Source organism: Mycobacterium colombiense (genome assembly GCF_003284975.1).
GTDB classification, from domain to species: Bacteria; Actinomycetota; Actinomycetes; order Mycobacteriales; family Mycobacteriaceae; genus Mycobacterium; species Mycobacterium europaeum_A.
Genome location: NZ_QMEU01000033.1, coordinates 1 through 25,120, shown reverse-complemented (window position 1 = coordinate 25,120; position 25,120 = coordinate 1). Strand labels below are relative to the sequence as shown.

Sequence of the window (25,120 nt, the reverse complement as noted above, 5' to 3'; positions counted from 1 at the left end):
CGCCGCCGAATGTATGCCAAAGCCCTGTTCGCGGCGACCGATTTTTTCCGCTCATGCAGGATGTTGATGTGCTCGCCCACCCACGTACCGGCCAGTCGTTCGGCTCACCGGTCGGTGCCGGCACCGGATGGCCGGGTGATCCGGCCACCCCGCAGACCCCGGTGGCGGCCGACGCCGCCGCGGTCGCCGAACTCGCCGAGCGCGCCGGCTCGATTCCCGAAATCGACGCTCTGGTCAGCGTCTGCCGGGCCTGCCCGCGCCTGGTCGACTGGCGCGAGGACGTCGCCGTCGTCAAGCGTCGGGCCTTTGCCGACCAACCGTATTGGGGGAGGCCGGTGCCCAGCTGGGGGTCGGCGCGGCCCCGGTTGCTGATCGTCGGATTGGCGCCCGCCGCCCACGGCGCCAACCGGACGGGACGGATGTTCACCGGCGACCGCTCGGGCGACCAGTTGTACGCGGCGCTGTACCGGGCCGGGCTGGTGAACCAACCGACCAGCGTCGACGCCGCGGATGGCTTGCGGACCAAGAACATTCGCATCGTCGCGCCGGTGCGGTGCGCGCCTCCCGCCAACGCGCCGACGCCGCAGGAGCGCGACACCTGCTGGCCCTGGCTGCAGGCCGAATGGCGGTTGGTCTCCGCGGATGTTCGCGTGGTGGTGGCCCTGGGCGGATTCGGCTGGCAGATCGCGCTGCGGCTGCCGGGCGCCACGACCGGGCGAAAGCCCCGGTTCGGCCACGGCGTCGTCGCTGATCTGGCGCCCGGTGTACGCCTGCTCGGCTGCTACCACCCGAGCCAGCAAAACATGTTCACCGGTAGGTTGACACCAGCAATGCTCGACGACGTCTTCGGTGACGCTAAGGAACTGGCAGGAATCAAGTGACTGACGTTCTGGTATCCGGTGCCAGCGTGGCGGGTGCTGCGGCCGCGTTTTGGCTTGGGCAGCATGGCTTTTCAGTCACCGTGGTGGAGCGCCATCGGGGGCCGCGGCCGGGCGGTCAGGCGATCGACGTGCGGGGGCCGGCGCTGACGGTGCTCGACAGGATGGGGCTGCTGGGCGCCGCCCAGAAGCGCAAGACGCAAATCCGGGGGTCGTCGGTCGTCGACCGTGACGGCAACGAATTGTCCCGGGACACCGAATCGACACCTACCGGTGGGCCCATCGATAGCCCCAACATCGAGCTGTTGCGCGACGATTTGGTCGAATTGCTGTACGGCGCAAGCCAATGGACGGCCGAATACCTCTTCGACGACACCATCACCGCCCTGGACGACGACGGGACGGCGGTCCGCGTGACCTTCGAGCGCGCCGCGCCGCGCAGTTTCGACCTCGTCATCGGCGCCGACGGATTGCACTCCAACGTGCGGCGGTTGGTCTTCGGGCCCGAAGACGACTTCATCGAGAGGCTGGGCACACACGCGGCGATCTTCACCGTGCCCAATTTTCTGGACCTGGACTACTGGCAGATATGGCACTACGGCGACTCCACCATGGCGGGGGTCTACAGCGCGCGTAACAACGCCGAGGCGCGGGCCATGTTGGGCTTCATGGACGCCGATCTGCGGATCGACTATCGCGACACCGAGGCCCAATTCGCCGAGCTTGCGCGGCGGATGGCCGACGACGGCTGGGTCCGCCCGCAACTGCTGGAGCACATGCGCGGCGCGCCGGACTTCTACTTCGACGAGATGTCGCAGATCAAGATGGATCGCTGGGCGCGGGGCCGGGTGGCGCTGGTCGGCGACGCCGGATACTGCTGCTCGCCCCTGTCGGGCCAGGGCACCAGCGTCGCGCTGCTGGGCGCCTACATCCTGGCCGGCGAACTCAAGGCGGCGACCGAGGGCGAGACGCTCGATCATGCGGCGGGCTTCGCCAACTACCACCGCGAGTTCAGCGACTACGTCAAGCGCAACCAATGGCTGGTCGTTGACAACATTCCGGGCGGCGCGCCGATACCCCAGGAGGTGTTCGACCGCATCGTCGCCTCGATCAGCCTCAAGGAGTACTGAGCCGAGCGGGAACGTTTGCCGGCCCGCGCGCGTTGACGCCAACGTGCGTCTTTCCGTCCTTGATCTCATCCCGGTGCGCACCGACCAGACCACTGGCGACGCGCTGGCGGCCACCGTGCAACTGGCCCAGGCCGCGGATCGGCTGGGCTTCACCCGCTACTGGGTCGCGGAGCACCACAACATGCCGTCGGTGGGTGCCACCAGCCCACCGGTGGTGCTCGCCTACCTGGCCGCGCAGACCGCGCAGCTTCGGCTCGGCTCGGGTGGCGTGATGCTGCCCAACCACGCGCCGCTGGCCGTGGCCGAGCAGTTCGCGCTGCTGGAGGCCGCCGCCCCGGGGCGCATCGACCTCGGCATCGGCCGCGCACCCGGCTCCGATCCGGTGACGTCGTATGCGCTGCGCGGCGGTCGGGACGATCGTGACATCGAGAACTTCCCGGAGTACCTCGACGACGTGGCGGCGCTGATGAGCGCTCGCGGCGTGCGGGTCCCGCTGCGCTCGGGTGATTACACCCTCAAGGCCACCCCGGCCGCGGCGGGCGAACCGCGGCTGTGGCTGCTGGGTTCGTCGATGTACTCGGCGCATCTGGCCGCCGCCAAGGGGTTGCCGTATGTGTTCGCGCATCACTTCTCCGGCAATGGAACCGAGGAGGCGCTCGAGGTCTACCGTTCGCGATTCAAGCCCAGCGAGCTGACCGCCGAGCCGCTGACCTTCCTGACGGTGAACGCCGCCGTGGCCGAAACTCACGAAGAGGCAACGGCTTTGATGTTACCCAACCTGCAGATGATGGCCCGGTTGCGGACCGGGCAGCCGCTCGGGCCGGTGCCGCTGGTCGAGGAGGCCGCGGTCGCCCAGTTGACCGGCCAGCAGCAGCGGATCGTGGAGAGCGGGCTGCAGCGCGCCGTCCTGGGGGCGCCGGCGGAGGCCGCTGAGCAGATCCGGGCACTGGCCGACCGGTTCGGCGTCGACGAAGTCATGGTCAATCCGGTGGCATCGGCGCGCCGCGGCACCGATCCCGGCACCGCGCCGGCGCGGGTCGCGACGCTGGAACTGCTGGCCAAAGAGCTGTTCTGACACCGCGGGCGGTGACGCTCACCCGTTGGACTGGGTCGGGTGCGGGTTGGGTGCGTGGTTGGCGATCCAGTCTCGCAGGTCATCCGGCGGCAACGGCGGGGTGTGCACGAAGCCCTGGGTGATGGTGCAGCCATACCGGCGCAGGGCGTTCAGGGTGGCCTCATTCTCGACCCCCTCGGCCACCAGGTCGGCGCCCAGATTGGACGCCAGCGCCACCGTCGAGCGCACGATGGCCACCGACCGCGCGTCGTGGGCCAACCGCGCCACGAAAATCCGGTCGAGCTTCAGCTCGTCGACCGAAACCTCTTGCAGCCGAGCCAAAGACGACCAACCGGTACCGTAATCGTCGAGCGAGATCCGGATTCCCAGGCTCTGCAGCGCGGCGACGGTGTTGCGGGAACGCACCGAGTCCACCAGTGCGCTCTCGGTGATCTCGAGGATCAGCGCCTCGGCGGGCAGGTCGTAATTGGCGAGCAGCCGCTCGACGGTGCCGACGAGTTCGATGTCCAGCAGGTTGGTCGTCGACAGGTTCACCGCGACGGTGAGCGGCATGCCCTGCTCGCGCCAGGAGCGGACCTGCGCGAGAGCCATGCTCAGCGTGCGGTTGGAGATCTTGCGCATCAGCCCGGCGCGTTCGGCGACGTTCAGAAACTCCTCGGGCAGCAGCGTCCCTCGGGTGGGGTGCTGCCAGCGCAGCACCGCCTCGACGCTGTGGACGCTGCCGTCGCGGCCGTCGATCTTGGGTTGGTAGTGCAATTGCAGCTCGTCGGTATCGAACAACGCCGTGCGTAATTCTTCGATCAGGCTGGGGTCATTGTCGCGATACGCCTCGAACGAGGAGTCGTAGACCGCGATCTTGCTGCGGGCGGATTTGGCGTGGGCCATGGTGATTTCGGCGCGGCTCAGCAGCTCCTCGGGGGAGTCGCAGTGGTCCGGGCACAGCGCGATGGCGATGCGGGCGTCCACTTGCACGGTGATCGGGTCCAAAGCGATTGGCTCGCTGAGGGCTTCGAGCAGGCGACCCGCCGACGCGCTGGCCGCGGTGAGGTTGGCCCCATCCGACAGCAGCACGGCGAATTGGTCTTCGCCCACCCGTGCCAGCAGATCGTCGCGGCGGACGCAGCCGGTCAACCGGTTTGCGATGTGACACAGCAGCTCGTCGCCGAACTGTCTGCCGATGGAGTCGGTGATCTCGTGAAAATCGCTCAGGCTCAACAACAACAGCGCCCGGCGCGCATGCGCCCGGGTCGGCATCGACGGGCTTTCCGGTGGCGGCGAAACGGGCAACCCGGTCAGGGCCGTCGCCAGTGAGCGCCGGTTGGGCAGCGCCGTCAGCTCGTCGGTCATGGCGAGTTTGTCGTTGGTCTCCAGCAGGCTGGCGTCCCGGAAGGTCAGCGCGAACCGCCCGGCCGCCACGACCAGGCTCAGCGCCGCCAGCGTCGCCGCGAGCCGCGAATGGTGGGCCAGGACGATCACGGCCAAGGCGACAACGGCCGATGCCACCGGAGTGGCGTAGGGCGCGATCCGCCCTCGCGATGGCGGCGTGATCGACGACGATCTGGCCCAACTCGCCATGGCGATCAGTAACGACGACGCGGCCCAGCACGCATCCAGCAGGGATCCGGTCCGATATAGGCCGGCCGACGTCTCGAACAGATACGCTGCGTCCGCGAACGCAAACAGGACCAATCCGGCCACCAGCAGCGCCCAGCGAATCTCGTTGCGCCAGCCCAGGATCGGCAACATGCCGGCGGCCAGGGCCAGCAGCACCAGATCGCTCCACGGATAGGCGATGCCCACCCACACCGTCGCCGGTGCCCGCACCGCGGCCGCCCGGATCGGACCCGCCGTCAGCGCCGCGGCCACGGCCGCCAGCGTCAGGGCGCAGATGAGCGAGTCGAGCTGAACCGGGATCGGCAGCCGTTTGAGCCGTGCCCGCATGAGCAAGAGCAGCCCGGCGTAGACGAAGGGGTAGTACGCGAGATACTCCGGATCGGCCACCGACGGGGATCGGCCGCTGGGCACCCACAGGGCATAGACGACGTCGCCCACGGCCGAGCACGCCATGCCGGCGGCGATCAACGCCCAGGCCAACCGGTCGGCCGGAACCCGGCACGCGCGAAGGGCGATCAGTCCGGCCGCCACCACGGTCAGCGCCGTGTACAGGGCGGCTGCGGAGAGGATGCCGTGTCCGGCATTGGGGCGGACAGCGTTGGACACCGCGAAGGCGACCACCCCGATCGCCAGCAGCACCAGGGCGGTCCGGACGTCGCGTGGCGGCCAGCGGACGGCGTCGGGCGCATCCTCGGGCTCGGCCGCTGTGGCGGTCGCGACCTCGGAGGTAATTCGGGGCTCCGGCGGTGTCTGGCCGTCACCGCCAAGGGCGCGGGCCGCCGCCGAGGGTCTGGTCGAACCCGGCGCCGGCGGAAACGCATACGGCAGCGGCAGGTCGGGCATGAAGCTGCGAATGCATTGGCCGCCTTCGCGTTTGGCGGCGTACATGGCCAAGTCCGCGTGCCGCAGCAGCTGATCGACCGTGCAGTTCGTCGCGCCGGTGGCCACCGTGAATCCGATGCTCGGCCGCACGGTGATCGGAATGCCCTCGATCAGGATGGCGCCGGTGAAGGCGTCGAGAATGCGATGCGCGGCCGCCTGCGATTCCTCGACGGAGGCTTCGATGACCGCCGCGAATTCGTCGCCGCCGAGCCGGGCGATGGTGCCCTGTTCGCCCAGCGCCGCGGTGAGCCGGCCGGCGACCCGGACCAGGAGTTCGTCCCCGGCCGGATGGCCCAGGGCGTCGTTGACCGCCTTGAAGTTGTCGAGGTCCAGACACAACACCGCAATCGGCGTGCCGTCGGGGCGTCGCCGCGCGACGGCCTGGTCCAGCCGGTGCAGGAAAAGCGCCCGGTTGGCCAGGCCGGTCAGGTTGTCGCGGAAGGCCTCCCGCGCAACCTCCGACAGCAGATTCTGGTTTTCGACGAGGACGACGAACTGGCGCGCCAAGACGGCGGCCACCAGGATGCCGAGCGCGGCCAGCATCGGTTCGTGCATCGCGTTGCCCGCCGCGTGTCCCCAGCCCACGGTTGCCGCCAGGATCAGCGGCAGGTAGGGCAGCCACAGGCGGGTGCGGAACTCGATCTCGTCCGGCGATGCCGGCGTGGGGCGCTCGTGCACGCCGGCCGCCGCGGCCAGCGCCAGCATCGCCAGCCCGGCCACCCGCATCACGTCACCGACGTCGCCGGTGTGGTAGCTGCCGATGCCGGTGTAGAAGACCAGCATCATGTCGGCGACGCTGATCGTCGCGACGCCGGCGGCGACCAGGCTCCGGCTCGGCCGGTCGCCGGGGCGCGCCCGCGACAGCATCAGGATCGCCGTCGTCAGCAAGACGATGTCGTTGAAGATCTCCGCCAGCGTCGCCAGCCGGGTGCCCGTCCGCTCCTGCAGCTGCGCTTCGACGACGAACACCCAGGAGATGACGAACAGCGAGGTGGCCACGATGAGTCCGTCGAGCAGCAGCCGCCGGGGGCTGTTGCGGGACAGCTGGGACAGCAGCATCAGCGACACCATGGCGCCGACCGGCCACAGCAGCAGCACGATCTCGGAGGCCGCCGGGTGGGCGGCGTGTTCGACCTCCGGTCGCACGTCGTAGACCGCCCAGATGGTCTCGCCCACCGCCCAGCCGAGCAGGGCCGTTACCAGTGCCAGCCACCCGTAACGCTGCCGTCCGGACGTGCGTCGGGCCGCGCGACCGGCCAATGCCGCGGCGACCACCAGACATACCGCGATGACGAACTGGTTGACCGGCCGAGTCCCGTAGGGGCCGTGCCAGCCCCGCACCGAGGACAGCAACAGCAGCAATTCGGCGACGCCGAATGCGGCGGCGAGCATCCAGCCGGCGCGCGGGGGCACCCCCGACCGCCGCCACGGACTTACCGCCCAGCGTTGCATCACCGCTCCAGCCGATCCCCTGCTGTGTGGCGAAGAATGAACAACTTCACCACGGGTTACTGGGCATTAAACCGCTGCTGATGTTCGCCAAGTGGGGCTTTTGCCAGGTTGGGGCGGGGTGCGGCGGTCGCCGGTGGGCTCAATCGGGCTGACTTGCATCGATGCGGGCCAGCGCGTTGCGCAGAATCTGGCCGGTGGCGTCCCGGTCGGGGTCGCGGCGCAGCAGCATTCCCTTGGCCACCGACAGCTTGTCGCCGTTGCGACGGGGCAGAACGTGCAGGTGGATGTGGAACACCGTCTGGAAAGCGGCGCGGCCGTCGTTGACGGCGATGTTGGTGGCGTCGGCGAGTTCGGTGGTCCGCGCGGCCCGGGCGATGCGTTGACCCAGGGTGACCATCCCGGCCAGGGTCTCCGGCGCGGTGTCGGTGAGATCGACGCTGTGCCGCTTGGGCAGCACGAGCGTGTGGCCGCGGGTGAATGGGCGGATGTCGAGGATGGCCAGGTAGTCGTCGTCTTCGTAGATCCGGATGGCCGGGGCTTCGCCGGCGACGATCGCACAGAACACGCAGGACATGTCGCCCACGGTACTGGCTGCTTCGCCATGGCCACGCCGAGACCATCCGGGGCGTGCCTCCAATCGCGGGATACGCTGCCGCGGTGAACGATCTCGCCTTCGCCGGCGCGGCGGCACAAGCGCGCATGCTGGCCAACGGTGAACTGACCGCGCCGGAGTTGCTCGAGGTCTACCTGGAGCGGATAGCGCGGCTGGACAGCCAGCTGCGGTGCTACCGCGTGGTGCTCGCCGATCAAGCTCGTTACGAGGCGGCCGCGGCGCAGGAGCGCCTGGACGCGGGCGAGCGGCTGCCGTTGCTCGGCGTGCCGGTCGCGATCAAAGACGACGTCGACGTCGCCGGACAGGTGACGACGTTCGGCAGCGGCGGACACCGGCCCGCCGTCACCTCCGATGCGGAGGTGGTGCGCCGGTTGCGCGCCGCGGGTGCGGTGATCATCGGCAAGACCAATGTGCCCGAGCTGATGATGCTGCCCTACACCGAGTCGATGACCTTCGGAGCCACCCGCAATCCGTGGAACCCCACCCGCACCCCGGGCGGCAGCAGCGGGGGAAGCGCCGCCGCGGTCGCCGCCGGGTTGGCGTCGCTTGCCTTGGGATCCGACGGGGGCGGCTCGATTCGCATCCCGGCGACGTGGTGCGGGCTGTTCGGCTTGAAGCCGCAGCGCGACCGGGTGTCGTTGGAACCGCACGACGATGCCTGGTACGGGCTGAGCGTCAACGGCCCGATCACGCGCTCGGTGCTGGACGCGGCGGTGTTCCTGGATGCGACGTCGACGGTGCCCGGTCCCGAAGGGGAGTTCGTGACGGCGGCGGGTCGCAGCCCCGGCCGGTTGCGAATTGCGTTGAGCACCAAGGTGCCAACCCCGTTGCCGGTCCGGGTGGGCAAGGCGGAGCTGACGGCGGTCGAGCAGGCCGGTGCGCTGCTGCGCGATCTCGGCCATGACGTCATCAGGGCCGATCCCGAGTATCCGGCCTCGGCGATGTTCGCCAACTATCTGCCCCGATATCTGCGCGGTATCTGCGACGACGCGGACGCGCTGGCCCATCCCGAACGTCTGGAGGCGCGCACCCGCAACATCGCCCGCATGGGTTCGTTCTTTTCGGACCGGCGGATGGAGGCGATCCGGGCCAACGAGGATGGCGTGGTCTCGCGGATCCAGGCGATCTTCGCCGACGTCGACGTCGTCGTCACGCCCGGTACGGCGACGGGCCCGTCGCGCATCGGCGCCTATCAACGCCGCGGCGCGGTGTCGACGCTGCTGAGAGTCGGTCGATACGTTCCCTACCAACAGGTTTGGAACCTGACCGGGCAGCCCGCAGCGGTGGTGCCGTGGGACCTCGACGGCGACCGGCTGCCGTTGTCGGTCCAACTCGTCGGCAGGCCGTATGACGAGGCGACGCTGCTGTCGCTGTCGGCGCAGATCGAAGCGGCCCGTCCGTGGGCCCTGCGGCGACCGCCGGTGTCGTGATGGGCGCCTAGCCGCAGCAGCGGTGTGTTCATCACCGCACATCATGGCTGGCCGGCATTGTAGGTTGACGAACGTGCAGGACGGGGCCGACCAGAACATCGACGATTTGCTCGAGGGGCTCGAGGGAACCGCGCGCACCGAGCGCGCCGAATTGGTGCGGTGGCTGCTCGAGCAGGGCATCACCACCGAGGAGATCCGGACCACCAACCCGCCCCTGCTGCTGGCCACCCGCCATCTGATCGGCGATGACGGCACCTACGTGTCGACCCGGGAGATCAGCGAGACCCACGGCATCGACCTGGGGCTGTTGCAGCGCGTGCAGCGTGCCATCGGCCTGGTTCGCGTGGACGATCCCGACGCGGTCGTTCACATGCGTGCCGACGGCGAAGCCGCTGCCTTCTCCCAGCGATTCGTCGAGCTGGGCCTGGATCCCGAACAGGTGGTTCTCGTGGTTCAGGTGCTGGCCGAAGGTCTGTCGCGGGCCGCCGAAGTCATGCGCTACACGGCGCTCTCGGCGATCATGCGGCCGGGTAACAGCGAGCTCGAAATCGCCAAGGCGTCAAAGGCTTTGGTGGGGGAGATCGCGCCCATGCTCGGCCCGATGATCGAGCACATGTTGTTCATGCAGCTGCGCCACATGATGGAAACCGAGGCGATCAACGCCGCGGAGCGGGCCGCCGGTGAGCCGCTGCCCGGGGCGCGCCAGATCACCGTTGCCTTCGCGGATCTGGTCGGCTTCACCCGGATCGGTGAGGCGGTGTCGCCCGAGGAACTGGGACATCTGGCGAACCGGCTGGCCATCCTCGCCCGGGACATGACAGTGCCGCCGGTGCGGTTCATCAAGACCATCGGTGACGCGGTCATGTTCGTCTGCCCTGATCCGCTACCGCTGCTCGACGTCATCGTCAAGCTCGTCGAGGCCGTCGACACCGACAACGACTTCCCCCGGCTGCGGGCCGGGGTGGCCTCCGGCATGGCGGTCAGCCGGGCCGGCGACTGGTTCGGCAGCCCGGTCAACGTGGCGAGCCGCGTCACCAACGTGGCGCGCCCGGGCACGGTCCTGGTCGCGGATTCGGTCTGGGACTTGATCGGCGACAGCGGCGAGTTCTCCGGTTCATTCGCCGGCGCCCGGCGCCTCAAGGGCATCAAGAACGAGGTGAAGCTCTTCCGCGTGCGGCGCGGCGACGGCGACTGACGGGTTCGCGCTGCCCGGGCCAGAGCGGTGCCCGACGCATGGGCAGGCCCGGTGCGACTCTAGGGGGCGTTTGACGACGTCTTATGCGTGTCCTACGCGGCCGGATTCCTACCCCGTGTTCCAGCGCTTCGAATTGGTCGCTTCCCGGGCCTGCTTCGCTAACCAAAATACGCCGACCAACAGCCCGGATCAACGGTTTTCCGAGGCGGTTCGTGTGCTGGAGAACCGCCGCTTGCGACGGCCGCGCCGGTCGGTCGTTTCGCTGCCGGTGAACGGCAGTTCCCTAACACATGTAACGGTGTAATCATGTAATCATGAAAGCCCATCACACACAAAGGCGGTACGGCCGCCCCGGCGGCTGGCAGCAAGCCCAGCAACCCGACGCCAGCGACGCCGCGGAGTGGTTCGCCGGGCGTCTGCCGGAAAGCTGGTTCGACGGGGACCCCACGGTGGTCGTCGACCGCGAAGAGATCACCGTCATCGGCAAGCTCCCGGACCCGAACAGTGCGGAAGGCGAAGCGAGCGAGGCTCGCGCGGCCGGGCGCGCGTCGCGGTTCCGCGAGGACACCCGCTCGGAGCGCATGCGCATCGCCGACGAAGCGCAGGATCGCTACGGCCGCAAGGTCTCCTGGGGCGTCGAGGTCGCCTCCACGGCCGGCACCGAGCGAATCCTGTTCACCCACATCGCCGTACCGGTCATGACGCGGCTGAAGCAACCCGAACGTCAGGTGCTCGACACACTGGTCGACGCCGGCGTCGCCCGATCCCGCGCCGACGCTCTCGCCTGGTCGGTCAAGCTGGTCGGTGAGCACGCCGAAGAGTGGCTGGCCAAACTACGCGGCGCCATGTCGGCCGTCGACGACCTACGCGCGCAGGGCCCCGATCTGCAGTCCTGACAAGCCGTAGCGCGCCTCAGCCCTCGGGCTTCTCGCTGTCGATCTTGGCGACGATCTTGTCGGCGATCTGGGCGCCCTGATCGCTGATGTGGTACCCGCAAGCGTTGATGTCGACGACCACGTTGTTGGCCACGCTGAGCGCGCGCTGGCACTCCCAGCCGTCGGCGCCCTCCTGGGTGTCCATCAGCGTGATCTTCGGTGGACTGCCCTGAAGCTGCGCGAACGTCCACCGATAGGTCTTGCTCTTGTTGGTGACGGTCACCGTCTTGCCGGCGCAGCCTTTCCACTTGTCCGCGGAGGTCTGCACGAAACCCTTGGCCTTGTCGGCGGAGGGAAACAGCACCACGGCCTGGTTGACCCAGTGGTCGTAGTTGTCGCCCGCCTCCGAGGACACCAGGCCACTGACCGCCGAGTAGCCGGTGCCCGCATAGACCGGGTCCTGCGTGGTGTACAGCGCCCCCTGGCAATCGGGCGCGGACACCGTCACCGAGGAGCTGTCCGTCGACGTGATGGGTTTGCCCGGCTGCATCGACGACGAGCCCATCACACCGTTGATGTCGGCCGGGCCGAGCAGCAGGCCGCTGAGGCGTTCGGGGCCCAGCGGGGCGGCCTGCGGTGGTTCCGGCTTGGGGCGAACGACAAGCCAGATGCCGACCCCGGTCGCGATCACGACAAGCACCACGGCGACGGCCGCGATGATCGGCCAGATCGAGCGGTGCGATTTGGGCGGGGGCTGACCCCAGGGCGTCGAACTGGTGAACTGGGGCGGCGCGCCCCAGTTGGCATTGGCGCCTTGATAATACGGCTGACCGGCCGCCGGGATCGGCCCGCTGGCGGGGGTCCACGCCTGACCGCCGTGCGCCGGTATCGGACCGGAACTGGGGGCCGACGGCGGGTCGAACGGCGACGGCGGCGGGGTGTTGAACGTCGGCCCGAACGGCTGCGGGGGCGCCGCGGCGGCGTGGGCTCTGGCGCCGGGGTAGTCGGCGGCGGGCAGTGCGGCTTCCTGGCTGCGGCGCAAGATCGTGGCGGCGCGGTCCTGGTCGGGGTTACTCAGCGCTTCTTTGGCGGCCAGGGCCAGATCACCCGCGCTGGCGTAGCGATCCTCCGGCTTTTTGGCCATGCCGCGGGCGATCACCGCGTCGAAGGCCTTCGGGACGCCCGGGCGCTGCGCGCTGGGCGCGGGAATGGGGTCCATCATGTGAGCGGAGACCAGCACCCCGGCGCTGTCGGCGCGGTAGGGCGGGGTCCCGGTCAAGCACTCGAACAGCACGCAGGCCAACGCGTAGATATCGGCGCGATAGGTGACTTCCGCGTCCGAAAACCGTTCTGGCGCCATGTATTTCCAGGTGCCGACCGCGGTGCCGAGCTGTGTCAGCTTCTCGTCGGTGGTGGCGCTGGCGATGCCGAAGTCGACCAGGTAGGCGAAGTCGTCACGGGTGATGAGAATGTTCTGCGGTTTGATGTCGCGGTGCATCACCCCGGCAGCGTGCGCGGCATCGAGCGCCGACGCGATCTGGGTGATGATGGCGACGGCGCGCGGTGGAGTCAGCGGGCCAAAACGTTTCAGCACGCTGTCCAGGTCCGTGCCCTCGACCAAACGCATCTCGAGGAACATCTGGCCGTCGATTTCGCCGTAGTCGTGCACCGGCACCACGTGCGGTTCCTGCAAACGACCGGCGGTGCGGGCTTCGCGTTTCAACCGCTCGCGAAACACCGGGTCCCGGCTGAAGCTTTCGGACAGGAGTTTGACCGCGACCGTCCACTCTTTGACGGTATGTTCGGCCTCGTAGACCTCACCCATCCCACCGCGGCCCAGCAGCCGCTTTAGGTGGTAGGGGCCAAACATCGACCCCGCCCGTGAGGACTGCTCGTCACTCATTCCTCATCCTTCCAACCCAACCCCTAGCCTGCCGGTCTCTTTCGAGGCTTTGCGGGCAGACACACGATCGCAACCCGTGACTGAGCAATCATGACGGTAAGCGCGCAGGCGTCCCACCGCACGATAACGGGAACAATCGCCGCGCGTGTCGGCGCGGTCGGCTCGCCGTGGTCTCAGGCCTCGCCTTCCTGGTCGGCGGCGACCTGGAAGGTGAATTCGTGGTCGCAAATCCGCACGCGGTCGCCGTCCTCCAGCTTGGCTGCGGAACGGATCCGTTGCTCTCGCACGTGCACGCCGTTCGAGGACCGCAGGTCGTCGATGATGTAGCCGTTTCCGGTGTCGACGATGACGGCATGGTGGCGGCTGACCTTGGGGGAGTCGAGCACGATGTCGTTGTCGCCAAGCCGCCCAATCGTTGTCGATCCTCGCAGCGGATAACTGCGTCCGGACACCTCGTGCAGATAGGCGGCCACCTTGTCGTCGGTCGGGTAGTGCTCGAGCACGGTGATCGCGACCGCCGCGGTCGTCATGGCGTTCTTCTTCACATCCAGCGGCTCCTGGCGCAGGATTTGGTCGTTGAGGGCGCGCAGGTTCTGGCCGGGGTCGATCCCGAGGTCATCGGCAAGCGATTTCTGCACGCGCCGATAGGCCGCCAACGCGTCGGATTGGCGGTCGGCGAGGTAGTAGGCGGTCATCAATTGGGCCCACAGTTGCTCGCGGTACGGATGCTCGGCCGTCAGGGCTTCCAGTTCGGTGATCACGGTAAAGGCGCGTCCGCAGGCGATTTCGGCCTCGGCCTGCGCGGTGTGAGCGAGGATCTTCTCCTCGACCAGCGACGTGGTGAAGGCGTCGACGAAGCGAAATCCGTCCAGGTCCTCGAGCACCGGGCCGCGCCATTCGGCCAGGGCAGCCGACAGGTGCTGACTGGCCTGCTCGAATCGGCCTGCGGCGGCCGCCTGCACGCCGGCGGCCTTTTCGGCGATGAACCGGCCCAGATCGCAACGGTCGTTGGCGACGTTGAGCCGGTAACCCGGCGGTGCCGCGACCAGCACCGTGCGTGGGTCGGCGCCGGCACCGGTCAGCAACTTTCGCAGGTTGGACACGTAGGAGTGGATGCTGGCCCGCGCCCCCGGCGGTGGCGACTCGTCCCACAGGGCGGTGATGAGCCGGTCGACGCCGACCGGGTTGTTGCGGTTCATCAGCAGCATGGCCAGCACCGCCCGCTGTTTGGGTGTGCCCAGTGGCACCAGGGTGCCGTCGACGCTCATCTCCAACGGTCCGAGCAGACCGAATTCGAGGCGCTTGTCCGCCATCCCGCCCACCAGCCTTTCCGCGTCCGCGGCGTCGGATGCCCTGAGTTCACCATTGTGATTGTGACGCCAAGCGGGCGGATTCGTTACGAATCACCACAAACCGTCGAGCTCGGACGGCATGTCGTCCCAACCATCGCCCCGCCGCGGCACCGCACCCGGGGGGCTGAAATGTGTTCGCACCCAGGGCGATAGTGGGTGCGTCGCACGAATTGAATTGCACCGTAGCCTGATATCGAGCAGCGCGGCGCACTCCGGTGCGTGTGCGCGCCGCGTGAATCGAATCGCCGGCGCGGACTAGATCGTGACGACCATCAACTCGTTGCTGGTGTCCCACGACTCGACGAACAGCTTGATCGGGATTTGCTCGTTGCGCCCTTCGGGTGTGCCGCTGTCGTTGAGGTGGACGTTGCCTGCGACGGTGTCGACGCCGGTCACCACCACGGCGTGGTTGGACTCCGGGCGGCCGTCCTTGCCTTTGTCTTCGACGGGCTGGTGCCAGATGAGCTCGGCGTTGAGGCTGACGATCACCTTGTGGCCGCCGCCGAGCGCCCGCTCGAGAGCGGCCATTCCGACCGGGGTGCCGGTCTGCGCGGCGTCGTCCTTGTCGCTGAGGACGGCGCCGATCTTGTACTGGGCGAGCAACTCGGGGATGTCCGCCGTGTTGGCGCCCATTCCGGATTCCGGGTTGCTGGTGGCGGCGGGCTTAGTGTAGATCGAGCCGGGATGCGCGATGCTGGGCGTCGATTGGGCCGTGGCGATGATGTCGTGCTCCGAGGGCGCTACGCCGGTGATCTCGCCGATGACGTCGGCACTCGACATCAGCACGCAGTCGTCGTACTGCTGCTGGCGCCAGAATTGCGCGGCGGCGGTCGGGTCGCCGTAGGTGAGTTGGGACGCTGCGGCTCCGGCCGGGGCCGCCACACCGAGCGCGACCGCGCCGGCGGCCACCCCGAGGGACAGGGTCTTGGCGATGTTGGGGGTCGTCATGGTGCCTCTTCTCGTCTTTCGCCGCGCGGGTCGGGGCTGGGCGGGTGTTGAGAAGAGCTTCGAACGTGCGCCTGGTGGAGTTCTCTACGAATCCTTGGAGCCGTGCGGGGCCGTCGGCTCCCACGGCCGATGGGGGATTTCGATGATCGAAATCCCCCATCGTGGCTCGTTATTCGCTTAGGCGGGCTGACCGGAGAATTGCGGGCAATAGGCCTGGGTGGCCGCCAAGACCACGTGGGCCGCCTGCGGCGGGGTCAGACTGGTGTGCCGGAAGATGTCGACGGTGACCGCGGTCGGCGTCTGGCCGGCGGCCAGTTCGGTGCAGACCTGGTGGCCCGTCTGCACGGCGGCTTGGGTGGACGGGAAAGTGACGCCGAGGCTTTGCATCTGGCCCAGGAACGCCGCGTCGGCGGTCTGCACGGAGCTCGCTGCGGCGGTGCCGGCGAAGCCGACGGCGGCGAGTCCGATGGCGGCGGTGCCGATTGCGGTGGTGGCCATCTGTGTGATGCGGCGGGAGAACATTGCTGCCACCCCTTTCAGGTGCGTTACTGAGTAGGACGATCCCAGCGTCGCGTTTGTTCCTTGGTGTCTTCTCAATAACTTCTTGGTAGCGATCGCGGCCGCTTATCAATGCGCCCGCCAGGCGCTTATGCCTGTGTCATCTCGTAATACGTGCCGCGCCGGGCGAGTAGTTCGGTGTGATTGCCCTGTTCGACGATCCGCCCGGCCTCGACCACCACGATGCGGTCGGCGTCGCGGATCGTCGAAAGTCGGTGCGCGATAATGAAACTCGTGCGATCGCGGCGCAATTCACGCATCGCGTGCTGGATGAGGGCCTCGGTGCGGGTGTCGACCGAGCTGGTCGCCTCGTCCAGGATCAACAGTTGTGGGCGGGCAAGAAACGCGCGCGCGATGGTGATGAGCTGCTTCTCGCCGGCGCTGATGTTGCCTCCGTCACCGCTGATCCGGGTCTGGTAGCCCGCCGGCAGCGTCTGGACGAACCGGTCGACGTAGGCGGCCTTGGCGGCGTCGAGCACCTCGTCCTCACCGGCGTCGGGGCGTCCATAGGCGATGTTCTCCGCGATCGTCCCGTCGAACAGCCAGGTGTCCTGCAGCACCATGCCGATCCGCGACCGCAGCGACCGGCGGTCCAGCGTGCTGATGTCGACCCCGTCGAGCAGGATGTGTCCCGCGTCGACGTCATAGAACCGCATCAGCAGGTTCACCAGCGTGGTTTTGCCCGCTCCCGTCGGCCCGACGATCGCCACCGTGCTGCCCGGTTCGGCCACCATGGACAGGTCCTCGATCACCGGGGTGCCCGGGCGGTAGGCGAAGCTCACATGGGCGAACTCGACGCGTCCACCGGGCCGCGGGGGCGTGCCGGCCCGCAGGGCCGGCACAGGATCCGGCGCCTCCTCGGGCTCGTCGAGCAGCACGAAAATCCGCTCGGCGCTGGCCACCCCGGATTGCAGTGTGTTGTACATGCCGGCGAGCTGGCTCAGTGGCGAGTTGAACTGCCGCACATATTGAATGAACGCCTGGATGTTGCCCAGGGTGATGTGGCCGGTGGCCACCTGCAGGCCGCCCACCACCGCGACGGCGACGTAGCCGAGGTTGCCGATGAACGTCGTCGCCGGTGCCACCAGCCCGGAGAAGAATTGAGCCCCGAAACTGGCCCGGTAGACGTCGTCGTTGAGGGCGCGGAACTGCTCGCGCGCCGCCGCCTGGTGGCCGAACGTCGTGACCACCGTGAAACCGCTGTAGGTCTCCTCGATGTGGGCGTTCAGGCGTCCGATGCTGGTCCACTGCGCGACGAACAGGCGGTGGGAGCGTCGCGCGATCGCCCGCGTCGCCAACAGCGACAGCGGCACCGTCAGCACGGTGATCACCACCAACAGCGGCGAGATGGAAAGCATCATCGCCAGCACCGCCACCACGGTCAGGACCGATGTCAACAGCTGGCTGATCGTCATCGCCAGCGACGATTGGATGTTGTCGACGTCGTTGGTGACCCGGCTCAGCAACTCGCCGCGCTGACGTCCGTCGAAGTAGGACAACGGCAGCCGGTGGATTTTGTCCTCGACATCGGAACGTAAACCCACCATGGTGCGCTGCACGGTGACGTTGAGCAGCCGCGCCTGCATCCAAATCAGCAGCGCCGAAACGAGATAGAGGGCCAATGCCAGCGTCAGCGTTCGTGCGACCGCGCCGAAGTCGACGCCGTGACCCGGGACCACGTTCATCCCGGACAGCAAGTCGGCAAAGGTGTCGGCGCCTCGGCCGCGTGCGGCGGCGACGGCCTGGGCCTTGGTCATCCCGGCGGGCAGCTGGCGCCCGATGACGCCGTTGAACAGCAAGTCGGTGGCGTGCCCCAGGATTCGCGGGACGATCACCCCGATCGCCGTGCCGGTGATACCCAAGGTGATCACCGCGATGCACAGCCGTCGTTGCGGCGCAAGCCGTTTCACTAGGCGGGCGGCCGAACCCCAGAAGTCGCGCGACCGGGTTGCGGGGATCGTCCGGTTGGCGGCCCGGGTGGCCGCGGCGGTCACCGTGTGCCCCCGGATCGTCCGGATCGCACGGCGCCGACCGACTGCGAGTCGGCGAATTCGGCGTAGGTGGCGCAATCGGCGAGCAGCGATTCGTGGGTGCCCGCGCCCACCAGATTCCCGTTGTCGATCACGATCACCTGGTCGGCCGTGGACGCGATCGAAATGCGTTGTGTGACAACGATGACGGTCGCGTCACCGGAGGCCTCTCGTAGCGAGGCGCGGACCCGCGCGTCGGTGCGCGCATCGAGCGCGGCGAAGGAGTCGTCGAACAAAAAGATGGCCGGGCGGCGGATGACCGCCCGGGCGATGGCGAGTCGCTGCCGTTGTCCGCCGGAGAAGTTGATGCCGCCCTGGGCCACCCGCATCTGCAGCCCGTCATCGTGGGCCCGCACGAAATCGTCGGCGGCGGCCACCCGCAACGCCTCCCACATCTGGTCTTCGGTAGGGGCCTGATGCGGGGCGGCGCCGTAGCGCAGGTTGTCCGCAACCGTCCCGGTAAACAGGTAGCCGCGCTGGGGAACCAGCCCGATCGCCGACCACAGCCGCTCGGTCTGGTATTCGCGGACATCGATGCCGTCGACCGAGACGCCGCCGCCGGTCACGTCGTAGAGCCGGCAGATCAGCGAGACCAGCGTCGACTTGCCCGAACCGGTGCTGCCGACGATGGCGGTGGTGGTTCCGGGCAACGCGGTCAGCGAAACATCTTGCAACACAGGGCGATCGGCGCCCGGATAGGTGAAGGTCGCGCCGTGCAGGTGCACGACCCCGGTGATGGCGCCGCGCGGGGATCGCGGGTTCACCGGGTCGGTCACCGCCGGCCGGGTGGCGAGCACCTCGGTGATCCGCTCGGCGCACACCGAGGCGCGCGGCAACACCACCAGCGTCATGGTCGCCATCAACACCGCCATCAGAATCTGGGTGAAGTAGGCCAGGAAGGCGGTCAGCGAACCGACCTGCATCTGGCCGCGGTCGATGCGCAACCCGCCGAACCAGATCAGCGCGACGCTGGACACGTTGATGGTCAGCGTGGTCACCGGCAGCATCAACGCTTGCCAGTTGCCGGCGGTCAGTGCAGTGTTCGACAACGCGGTGTTGGCGCGGGCGAAGCGGTCACGTTCGAAACCTTCTCGCGCGAACGCGCGGACCACCCGGACGCCGGCCAGCTGGTCGCGCAGCACCCGGTTGATGCCGTCGATCAGGCCCTGCATCCGGCGGAACAGGGGCAGCATGTGCGACATCACCCAGTAGTTGGCCACCGCCATGATCGGCACGCTGACCAGCAGCAGCCACGTCAGCGCGGCCTCCTGGCGGATGGCCATGAAGATTCCGCCGAGGCACATGATCGGGGCGGTCACCAGCACGGTGCCGCTTATCTGGACCAGGTACTGGATTTGCCGCACGTCGTTGGTGCTGCGGGTCAGCAGCGTCGGCGCCCCGAATCGGGCGGTCTCGCGCTCGGAGAAGGTGGTGACGTGCTCGAACATCGCGGCGCGCAGATCGCGGCCGAAGCCCATCCCGGTGCGCGAGCCGACATAGATCGCCCCGACCGAGCACAGCACCTGCACCGCGGTGACACCCAGCATCACTACGCCGAGCCGGACGATCGTGGTGGTATGGCCCTTGGCCACGCCCTCGTCGATGATGGCGGCGTTGACGGTCGGCAGGTACAGCGACGCGAGGTTGCCGATCAGCTGCAGCACCATCAGCACCGCCACCAGCCGCCGGTACGGCTGGATGTACTGGCGCAGCAGTGCCAGGAGCATGGGGTAACTGTCGCACACCGTCTGCGCGGCCGTCCCCGCCAACCGCCGGACGGTCCAGGTCCGCACCCACTTGTTTGCGGCCCCGAAATACCTGCTCAGGCGCGTCGGTGGTTGACCCGCTGGGCTGCCGCTACAGTGCATCGTGTGGACCAGCAGCGGGCGGAGCGGAAGCAGGGTAGCGGTGCGGCGTAGCACGAGGGCGCTGGCTCTCGTGGCGTCAGCAGTGACGATCCTGATCCCCGCGGCTGCGGGCTGCTCCGATTCCGGCGGCAACAAACCGGGCGCCACCGTGTCGTCGACGCCGCAGAACGGCCAGGGCAACCACGGTGCGATGTTCCCGCAGTGCGGCGGCATCAGCGACCAGACCGTAGCGGAGCTCACCAAGGTCACCGGGCTGATCAACACCGCCCGCAATTCAGTGGGGTGCCAGTGGCTCGCCGGTGGCGGCATCCTGGGGCCGCACTTCTCCTTCTCCTGGTATCGCGGCAGCCCCATCGGTCGCGAACGCAAGACCGAGGAGCTCTCGCGGGCCAGTGTCGATGACATCAACATCAACGGACATGGCGGTTTCATCGCCATCGGCAACGAGCCCAACCTGGGTGACTCGCTGTGCGAGGTGGGCATTCAGTTTCAGGACGACTTCATCGAGTGGTCAATCAGTTTCAGTCAGAAGCCGTTTCCGCCGCCGTGCGATATAGCGAAGGAACTCGCTCGTCAATCGATTGCGAATTCGAAATGATGGCCTCGACGCGTTCCCGGGCCGGCAGGACCGCGGTTGCCGCCGCGATCGTGGTGATCGCCGCGCTGTTGGTGTTGACGGGGTGTTCCCGCTCGATCGGGGGCAACGCGGTCAAGGCGGGCGGCAATGTGCCCCGCAACAACAACTCTCAGCAGCAGTATCCGAACCTGCTCAAGGAATGTGAGGTCTTGACCAGCGACATCCTGGCCAAGACGGTGGGCGCCGACCCGCTCGACATTCAGAGCACCTTCGTCGGTGCGATCTGCCGCTGGCAGGCGGCCAATCCGGCCGGGCTGATCGACATCACCCGGTTCTGGTTCGAGCAGGGCAGCCTGTCCAACGAGCGCAAGGTCGCGGAATTCTTGAAGTACAAGATCGAGACGCGGTCGATCGCCGGGATCGACTCGATCGTGATGCGGCCCGACGACGCGAACGGCGCGTGCGGCGTGGCCAGCGACGCCGCCGGTGTGGTCGGATGGTGGGTCAACCCGCAGGCGCCGGGCATCGATGCGTGCGGTCAGGCCATCAAGCTGATGGAGCTGACGCTGGCCACCAACTCCTGATCGAACCTCAGCGCGGCGACGATGCGGGCGGCGCAGCCGGGTGCAGAGGAGCCGGGCAATCAAGCCTCAGCGCGGCGACGATGCGGCCGGCGCAGCCGGGTGCGGAGGAGCCGGGCAATCGAGCCTCAGCGCGGCACTTCGAAGTCGATCAGCGTTGCCACGCCGAGTTCGACCTCGTTCCACGCGCCCGGCACGGTGAGCACCGCGATCGCCGACGTCGGAAACTTGGCCGAAATCCGTTCGGCGGCAGCGGTATTCGTACGTCCGGCGCCGCCGAGTCCCAGCGCCAGGGCCGACATCGTCGGCTCGTGCCCGATGACCAGTAGCGTGCCGACGACGTCGTCCACCGTGTTGATCTCGTCGATCAGCGCGCCGGGAGTGCTCGCGTAGAGGCGCTCGCTGAATCGCACCGGCGCATCGATGCCGGTGTTGAGCAGCGTCTCGCGGGTGCGCGTCGCCGTGGAGCACAGCACGCCGTCGATGGCGGGTGCGTTTGCGCGCAGCCAGTCGCCGGCCAGCCCGGCTTGGCGGATGCCGCGGGGCGCCAGCGGCCGGTCGTGGTCGTCGACGCCCGGCGGGTAATCGGACTTCGCGTGCCGCATCAACAGCAGGGTGTGCTGGTCAGTCACGAGCACTCAGATTAATCAGTGCGGCGGCACATCCTCGTCATCACCCAGCAGCTTTTCGGGGTGGTGGAAGGTGTTGGTGCGGGGTTGGCCGGTGTCGAGGTGTGGGGGTGGGATCCATTGGGTGTCGCCTCTGGTGTTTTTGCGGGTCATCCAGCCGCCGGGGCGTAGCAGGCGGTGGTGCGGGCCGCAGGCGAAGGTGAGGTCGTTGCCGTCGGTGGTGTGGCAGGTGCTGTAGTCGGTGACGTGGTGGACTTCGCAGTAGTAGCCGCCCACGGTGCAGCCGGGGGCGCTGCAGCCGCGGTCTTTGGCGTATAACACGATTCGCTGAGCTGGTGAGGCGAGTCGTTTGGTGTGATAGAGCGCCAGGGCCTTGGCTTTGTCGAAGATCGCGAGGTAGTGGTGGGCGTGGCGGGCCAGGCGGATGACATCCGACATCGGGAGGAGGGTGCCGCCGCCGGTCAGGCCGCGCCCGGCGGCGGCTTCGAGGTCGGCCAGTGTGGTGGTGACGATGATGGAGGCCGGTAATCCGTTGTGCTGACCCAGGTTCCCGGAGGCCAACACGGCGCGCAGTGCGGCGTTGAGTCCGTCGTGGTTGCGTTGGGCGGTGCTGCGCGGATCGCGTTCGATGGCCTGTTGGGTGGGACTACCGTCCACACACGGGGTGTCGTCGTCGGGGTTGCACATGCCGGGGGCGGCGAGTTTGGCCAGCACGGCTTCCAGGGTGGCGCGGGCTTCGGGGGTCAGCCAGCCGCGCAGCGCCGACATGCCATCGGGTTGCTGGTTGCCCAGGGTCAGGCCGCGTGCCCGCGCCCGGTCCTCGTCGGTGTAGGTGCCGTCGGGGTTGAGGCAGTCGGCCAGGGTGTGTGCCAGCCCGGCGAGTTGTTCGGGGCGAAACCGGCTGCCTTCTGTGACCAACCGCGCTTCGGCCCGCTCGCGGGTGGGCATGTCGATCCAGCCGGGCAGCTGGTGGTAGAACGTGCGGATCACCGCCACCTGACCCGCACCCAGGGTGCCGTCGCGTTGGGCGGCGGCGGTGGCCGCCAGGGCGGGTGGGATGGGTTCGCCGGTCAGGCCGTGGCGCGGTCCCAGGTCGCGTGCCTCCTTGAGGGGGCGGGCGGCTTCGGCGCGGCTGATCAGGGCCGCCTCGGCGATGGCGTGGACCACCGTGCCGCCGAGTTCGGGCGAGGGGGCTTGGCGGGCCAGGGAATTGATCACGGGATGCTCGACGGCCGGGATGCGCCGGCGCTGCTTTTCGCAGCGCGCCAACACCGCCAGCTGTTGCCGCGGGTGCAGCGCGTCGACGTTCAGCGCGCACACCCGATCCCAGGCCGCATCGAGCGCGTCGAACACCGCCTCGACATCCTGCTGATCAGTCACACCGCCAAACTAGCGAGGCCCACCGACACAAATCGGCCGAGAAATCGCCATAGATTCACACTCGCGCAATTAATTTAGAATTTGCGACCGCTCCGGCTCGACGCGCAGCACAGGCCCAGACGATCTCGCCGGATTTCTCGGACCAAGACCTGCCGATCGAGGTCCCGCGTCTTGTCGGTGCGCAGACCTAAACTCTCGATGCCCAGGTAAACACGCACTTCGAAAGGGGGTCGCCGGCATGCGATTCCTGCACACCGCCGACTGGCAGTTGGGCATGACCCGGCACTTCCTCGCCGGTGACGCCCAGCCGCGCTATTCGGCCGCCCGCCGCGACGCGGTTTCCGGTCTGGGCGCCCTGGCGGCCGAGGTGGGTGCCGAGTTCGTCGTGGTGTCGGGCGACGTCTTCGAACACAATCAGCTTCCCCCGAAGGTGATCGGACAGTCCCTGGAAGCCATGCGCGCCATCGGGATTCCGGTTTACCTGCTGCCCGGCAACCACGATCCCCTCGACGCCTCGTCGGTGTACACCAGCGCGCTGTTCACCGCCGAGCGGCCCGACAACGTGGTGGTGCTTGACCGGGCCGGCGTGCACCAGGTGCGTCCCGGGCTGGAAATCGTCGCCGCGCCGTGGCGGTCGAAGGTCCCGACCACCGACCTGGTCGCCGACGTCCTCGACGACCTGCCCGCTGCCGCGGGCACCCGGATCCTGGTGGCGCACGGCGGGGTGGACGTCCTGGATCCCGATCGGGACAAGCCCTCGCTGATCCGGCTCGCCGAGGTTGACGAGGCGCTGTCGCGCGGCGCGGTGCATTACGTGGCGCTGGGGGACAAGCACTCGCTCACCCGGGTCGGCGACAGCGGCCGGGTCTGGTATTCCGGCTCCCCGGAGGTCACCAACTTCGACGACGTGGAAGCCGACCCAGGCCATGTCCTGATCGTCGACGTCGACGAGGCCGACCCGAAGCGGACGGTGTCCGTGGCGCCGCGGCACGTCGGAAGCTGGCGGTTCGTCACCTTGCGCCGACAGGTCGACTCCAGCCGTGACATCGCCGATCTCGACATGAACCTGGACCTGATGACCGAGAAGGACCGGACCGTGGTGCGCCTGGCGCTGACCGGTTCGCTGACGGTCACCGACCGCGCCGCGCTGGACGCCTGCCTGGACAAATACGCACGGCTATTCGCCCACCTGCGCACGTGGGACAGCCACACCCACCTTGCCGTGATCCCGGCCGACGGCGAGTTCAGCGATCTGGGCATCGGAGGTTTCGCCGCCGCAGCGGTCGAAGAGCTGGTGGCGACGGCGCGCGAGGAGGACTCCGCCACCGCCGCGGACGCGCAGGCGGCCCTGGCGCTGCTGCTGCGCCTCACCGATCGGGGCGCGGCGTGAAGCTGCACCGGCTGATCCTGACCAACTACCGGGGGATTTCGCACCGGGACATCGAATTCCCCGATCACGGCGTCGTGGTGGTGTGTGGCGCCAACGAGATCGGCAAGTCGTCGATGATCGAAGCCCTGGACCTGCTGTTGGAGGCCCGGGACCGCTCGACGAAGAAGGAAGTCAAACAGGTCAAGCCCACCCACAGCGATGTGGGCTCCGAGGTGTCCGCCGAAATCAGCTGCGGCCCTTACCGTTTCGTCTACCGCAAGCGTTTTCACAAGAAGTGCGAGACCGAGCTGACGGTCATCCGGCCGTGCCGCGAACAGCTCACCGGTGACGAAGCCCACGAGCGGGTCCGGGCGATGCTGGCCGAGACGGTGGACAGCGACCTGTGGCACGCCCAGCGGGTGCTGCAGGCGGCGTCGACCGCCGCGGTGGATCTGTCCGGGTGTGACGCACTGTCCCGCGCGCTCGATGTCGCCGCCGGCGACAGCGGAGGGCTGTGCGGCACCGAGCCGTTGCTCATCGAACGCATCGATGCCGAATACGGGCGTTACTTCACCCCGACCGGACGTCCCACGGGCGAGTGGGCCGCCGCGATCGTCCGGCTGGCCGACGCCGAGGCCACGGTCGCCGAGTGCGCGGCCGCGGTCGCCGAGGTCGACGAGCGGGTGGCCCGCCACGCCGTGTTGACCCAGCAGGTCGCCGACCTCTCCCAGCAACGGATCGCCGCCGGCCCGCGGGTGGCCGCCGCGGAGGAAGCCGCCGA

20 protein-coding genes are annotated in these 25,120 nt (G+C 68.3%); 10 read left to right on the top strand and 10 right to left on the bottom strand.

Going from position 1 to position 25,120, the window contains the following annotated elements; translation table 11 throughout:
* Positions 1 to 53 precede the first annotated feature (53 nt).
* The 3 genes from DQP58_RS13280 to DQP58_RS13270 are packed head-to-tail and all read left to right on the top strand — an operon-like array spanning position 54 to position 3,083.
* Complete coding sequence (locus tag DQP58_RS13280) at positions 54 to 881, top strand: uracil-DNA glycosylase (RefSeq protein ID WP_112708829.1); 828 nt, start codon at positions 54 to 56, stop codon at positions 879 to 881.
* Entirely contained in the window at positions 878 to 2,008 is a 1,131-nt protein-coding gene (locus tag DQP58_RS13275) for an FAD-binding protein (protein WP_112708828.1), read from the top strand. Before DQP58_RS13280 ends, DQP58_RS13275 begins: the two co-directional genes overlap by 4 nt.
* Before the next feature lie 43 nt (positions 2,009 to 2,051).
* Positions 2,052 to 3,083 (top strand): LLM class flavin-dependent oxidoreductase, encoded by a 1,032-nt coding sequence (locus DQP58_RS13270; protein ID WP_112708827.1) that lies wholly within the window; start codon positions 2,052 to 2,054, stop codon positions 3,081 to 3,083.
* 18 nt (positions 3,084 to 3,101) lie between these two features.
* On the opposite strand, the gene DQP58_RS13265 is transcribed toward DQP58_RS13270, so the two are convergent.
* On the bottom strand, positions 3,102 to 6,971 hold the full coding sequence (locus tag DQP58_RS13265) for a bifunctional diguanylate cyclase/phosphodiesterase (protein ID WP_240629806.1): 3,870 nt from the start codon (positions 6,969 to 6,971) through the stop codon (positions 3,102 to 3,104).
* Between the two features lie 199 nt (positions 6,972 to 7,170).
* Positions 7,171 to 7,605 (bottom strand): HIT family protein, encoded by a 435-nt coding sequence (locus DQP58_RS13260; protein ID WP_112708825.1) that lies wholly within the window; start codon positions 7,603 to 7,605, stop codon positions 7,171 to 7,173.
* A gap of 83 nt (positions 7,606 to 7,688) precedes the next feature.
* On the opposite strand from DQP58_RS13260, the gene DQP58_RS13255 reads away from it, so the two are divergent.
* The 3 genes from DQP58_RS13255 to DQP58_RS13245 all read left to right on the top strand — a co-directional run bounded on the left by DQP58_RS13255 (position 7,689) and on the right by DQP58_RS13245 (position 11,165).
* Positions 7,689 to 9,074: an amidase gene (locus DQP58_RS13255; RefSeq protein WP_112708824.1), complete on the top strand. Its 1,386-nt coding sequence runs from the start codon at positions 7,689 to 7,691 to the stop codon at positions 9,072 to 9,074.
* 43 nt (positions 9,075 to 9,117) lie between these two features.
* The gene (locus DQP58_RS13250; protein WP_112708823.1) at positions 9,118 to 10,269 is read left to right on the top strand and encodes an adenylate/guanylate cyclase domain-containing protein; all 1,152 of its coding nucleotides are present in this window, start codon (positions 9,118 to 9,120) and stop codon (positions 10,267 to 10,269) included.
* Between the two features lie 314 nt (positions 10,270 to 10,583).
* The gene (locus DQP58_RS13245; RefSeq protein ID WP_112708822.1) at positions 10,584 to 11,165 is read left to right on the top strand and encodes a hypothetical protein; all 582 of its coding nucleotides are present in this window, start codon (positions 10,584 to 10,586) and stop codon (positions 11,163 to 11,165) included.
* Between the two features lie 16 nt (positions 11,166 to 11,181).
* Here DQP58_RS13245 and DQP58_RS13240 read toward each other — a convergent pair whose 3' ends face one another.
* From DQP58_RS13240 to DQP58_RS13215, 6 genes are all read right to left on the bottom strand, one after another.
* Complete coding sequence (locus tag DQP58_RS13240) at positions 11,182 to 13,047, bottom strand: serine/threonine-protein kinase PknH/PknJ (protein WP_112708821.1); 1,866 nt, start codon at positions 13,045 to 13,047, stop codon at positions 11,182 to 11,184.
* Between the two features lie 173 nt (positions 13,048 to 13,220).
* The gene (locus DQP58_RS13235) at positions 13,221 to 14,360 is read right to left on the bottom strand and encodes a BTAD domain-containing putative transcriptional regulator (RefSeq protein ID WP_112708820.1); all 1,140 of its coding nucleotides are present in this window, start codon (positions 14,358 to 14,360) and stop codon (positions 13,221 to 13,223) included.
* A gap of 294 nt (positions 14,361 to 14,654) precedes the next feature.
* Positions 14,655 to 15,347, bottom strand: coding sequence for a hypothetical protein (locus DQP58_RS13230; protein ID WP_112708819.1), 693 nt, complete (start codon positions 15,345 to 15,347; stop codon positions 14,655 to 14,657).
* Positions 15,348 to 15,524: 177 nt separating this feature from the next.
* Complete coding sequence (locus DQP58_RS13225; protein ID WP_112708818.1) at positions 15,525 to 15,869, bottom strand: DUF732 domain-containing protein; 345 nt, start codon at positions 15,867 to 15,869, stop codon at positions 15,525 to 15,527.
* Between the two features lie 125 nt (positions 15,870 to 15,994).
* Positions 15,995 to 17,899 (bottom strand): ABC transporter ATP-binding protein, encoded by a 1,905-nt coding sequence (locus DQP58_RS13220; RefSeq protein ID WP_112708817.1) that lies wholly within the window; start codon positions 17,897 to 17,899, stop codon positions 15,995 to 15,997.
* Positions 17,896 to 19,662, bottom strand: a complete 1,767-nt coding sequence (locus DQP58_RS13215; protein WP_112708842.1) for an ABC transporter ATP-binding protein — start codon at positions 19,660 to 19,662, stop codon at positions 17,896 to 17,898. Before DQP58_RS13215 ends, DQP58_RS13220 begins: the two co-directional genes overlap by 4 nt.
* 181 nt (positions 19,663 to 19,843) lie before the next feature.
* On the opposite strand from DQP58_RS13215, the gene DQP58_RS13210 reads away from it, so the two are divergent.
* Both DQP58_RS13210 and DQP58_RS13205 read left to right on the top strand, forming a co-directional pair.
* On the top strand, positions 19,844 to 20,401 hold the full coding sequence (locus DQP58_RS13210; protein ID WP_112708816.1) for a DUF3558 domain-containing protein: 558 nt from the start codon (positions 19,844 to 19,846) through the stop codon (positions 20,399 to 20,401).
* Positions 20,401 to 20,964 (top strand): DUF3558 domain-containing protein, encoded by a 564-nt coding sequence (locus DQP58_RS13205; RefSeq protein WP_112708815.1) that lies wholly within the window; start codon positions 20,401 to 20,403, stop codon positions 20,962 to 20,964. The genes DQP58_RS13210 and DQP58_RS13205 overlap by 1 nt, the downstream gene beginning before the upstream one ends.
* A 125-nt stretch (positions 20,965 to 21,089) precedes the next feature.
* Here DQP58_RS13205 and DQP58_RS13200 read toward each other — a convergent pair whose 3' ends face one another.
* Together DQP58_RS13200 and DQP58_RS13195 are read right to left on the bottom strand one after the other, a co-directional pair.
* Positions 21,090 to 21,593: a SixA phosphatase family protein gene (locus tag DQP58_RS13200; RefSeq protein ID WP_112708814.1), complete on the bottom strand. Its 504-nt coding sequence runs from the start codon at positions 21,591 to 21,593 to the stop codon at positions 21,090 to 21,092.
* Positions 21,594 to 21,608: 15 nt separating this feature from the next.
* A complete protein-coding gene (locus DQP58_RS13195) occupies positions 21,609 to 22,970 on the bottom strand; it encodes an HNH endonuclease signature motif containing protein (RefSeq protein ID WP_112708813.1) in 1,362 nt (453 codons plus the stop codon).
* A 238-nt stretch (positions 22,971 to 23,208) separates the two neighbouring features.
* Between DQP58_RS13195 and DQP58_RS13190 the strand changes: the two genes are divergently transcribed.
* Both DQP58_RS13190 and DQP58_RS13185 read left to right on the top strand, forming a co-directional pair.
* On the top strand, positions 23,209 to 24,360 hold the full coding sequence (locus tag DQP58_RS13190) for a metallophosphoesterase family protein (protein ID WP_112708812.1): 1,152 nt from the start codon (positions 23,209 to 23,211) through the stop codon (positions 24,358 to 24,360).
* Positions 24,357 to 25,120, top strand: a 764-nt coding sequence (locus DQP58_RS13185; protein WP_114149355.1) for an AAA family ATPase, incomplete at its 3' end; no start/stop codon positions are given. The genes DQP58_RS13190 and DQP58_RS13185, both read left to right, overlap by 4 nt.

What these genes read in the sequence shown, in the direction of transcription:
- DQP58_RS13280 (WP_112708829.1), top strand. Translation starts at nt 54, where the DNA reads ATGCAGGATGTTGATGTGCTCGCCCACCCACGTACCGGCCAGTCGTTC.
- DQP58_RS13265 (WP_240629806.1), bottom strand. Translation starts at nt 6,971, where the DNA reads ATGCTCGCCGCCGCATTCGGCGTCGCCGAATTGCTGCTGTTGCTGTCC.
- DQP58_RS13260 (WP_112708825.1), bottom strand. Translation starts at nt 7,605, where the DNA reads ATGTCCTGCGTGTTCTGTGCGATCGTCGCCGGCGAAGCCCCGGCCATC.
- DQP58_RS13250 (WP_112708823.1), top strand. Translation starts at nt 9,118, where the DNA reads ATGGCTGGCCGGCATTGTAGGTTGACGAACGTGCAGGACGGGGCCGAC.
- DQP58_RS13245 (WP_112708822.1), top strand. Translation starts at nt 10,584, where the DNA reads ATGAAAGCCCATCACACACAAAGGCGGTACGGCCGCCCCGGCGGCTGG.
- DQP58_RS13240 (WP_112708821.1), bottom strand. Translation starts at nt 13,047, where the DNA reads ATGAGTGACGAGCAGTCCTCACGGGCGGGGTCGATGTTTGGCCCCTAC.
- DQP58_RS13235 (WP_112708820.1), bottom strand. Translation starts at nt 14,360, where the DNA reads ATGGCGGACAAGCGCCTCGAATTCGGTCTGCTCGGACCGTTGGAGATG.
- DQP58_RS13230 (WP_112708819.1), bottom strand. Translation starts at nt 15,347, where the DNA reads ATGACGACCCCCAACATCGCCAAGACCCTGTCCCTCGGGGTGGCCGCC.
- DQP58_RS13225 (WP_112708818.1), bottom strand. Translation starts at nt 15,869, where the DNA reads ATGTTCTCCCGCCGCATCACACAGATGGCCACCACCGCAATCGGCACC.
- DQP58_RS13215 (WP_112708842.1), bottom strand. Translation starts at nt 19,662, where the DNA reads ATGCTCCTGGCACTGCTGCGCCAGTACATCCAGCCGTACCGGCGGCTG.
- DQP58_RS13205 (WP_112708815.1), top strand. Translation starts at nt 20,401, where the DNA reads ATGGCCTCGACGCGTTCCCGGGCCGGCAGGACCGCGGTTGCCGCCGCG.
- DQP58_RS13190 (WP_112708812.1), top strand. Translation starts at nt 23,209, where the DNA reads ATGCGATTCCTGCACACCGCCGACTGGCAGTTGGGCATGACCCGGCAC.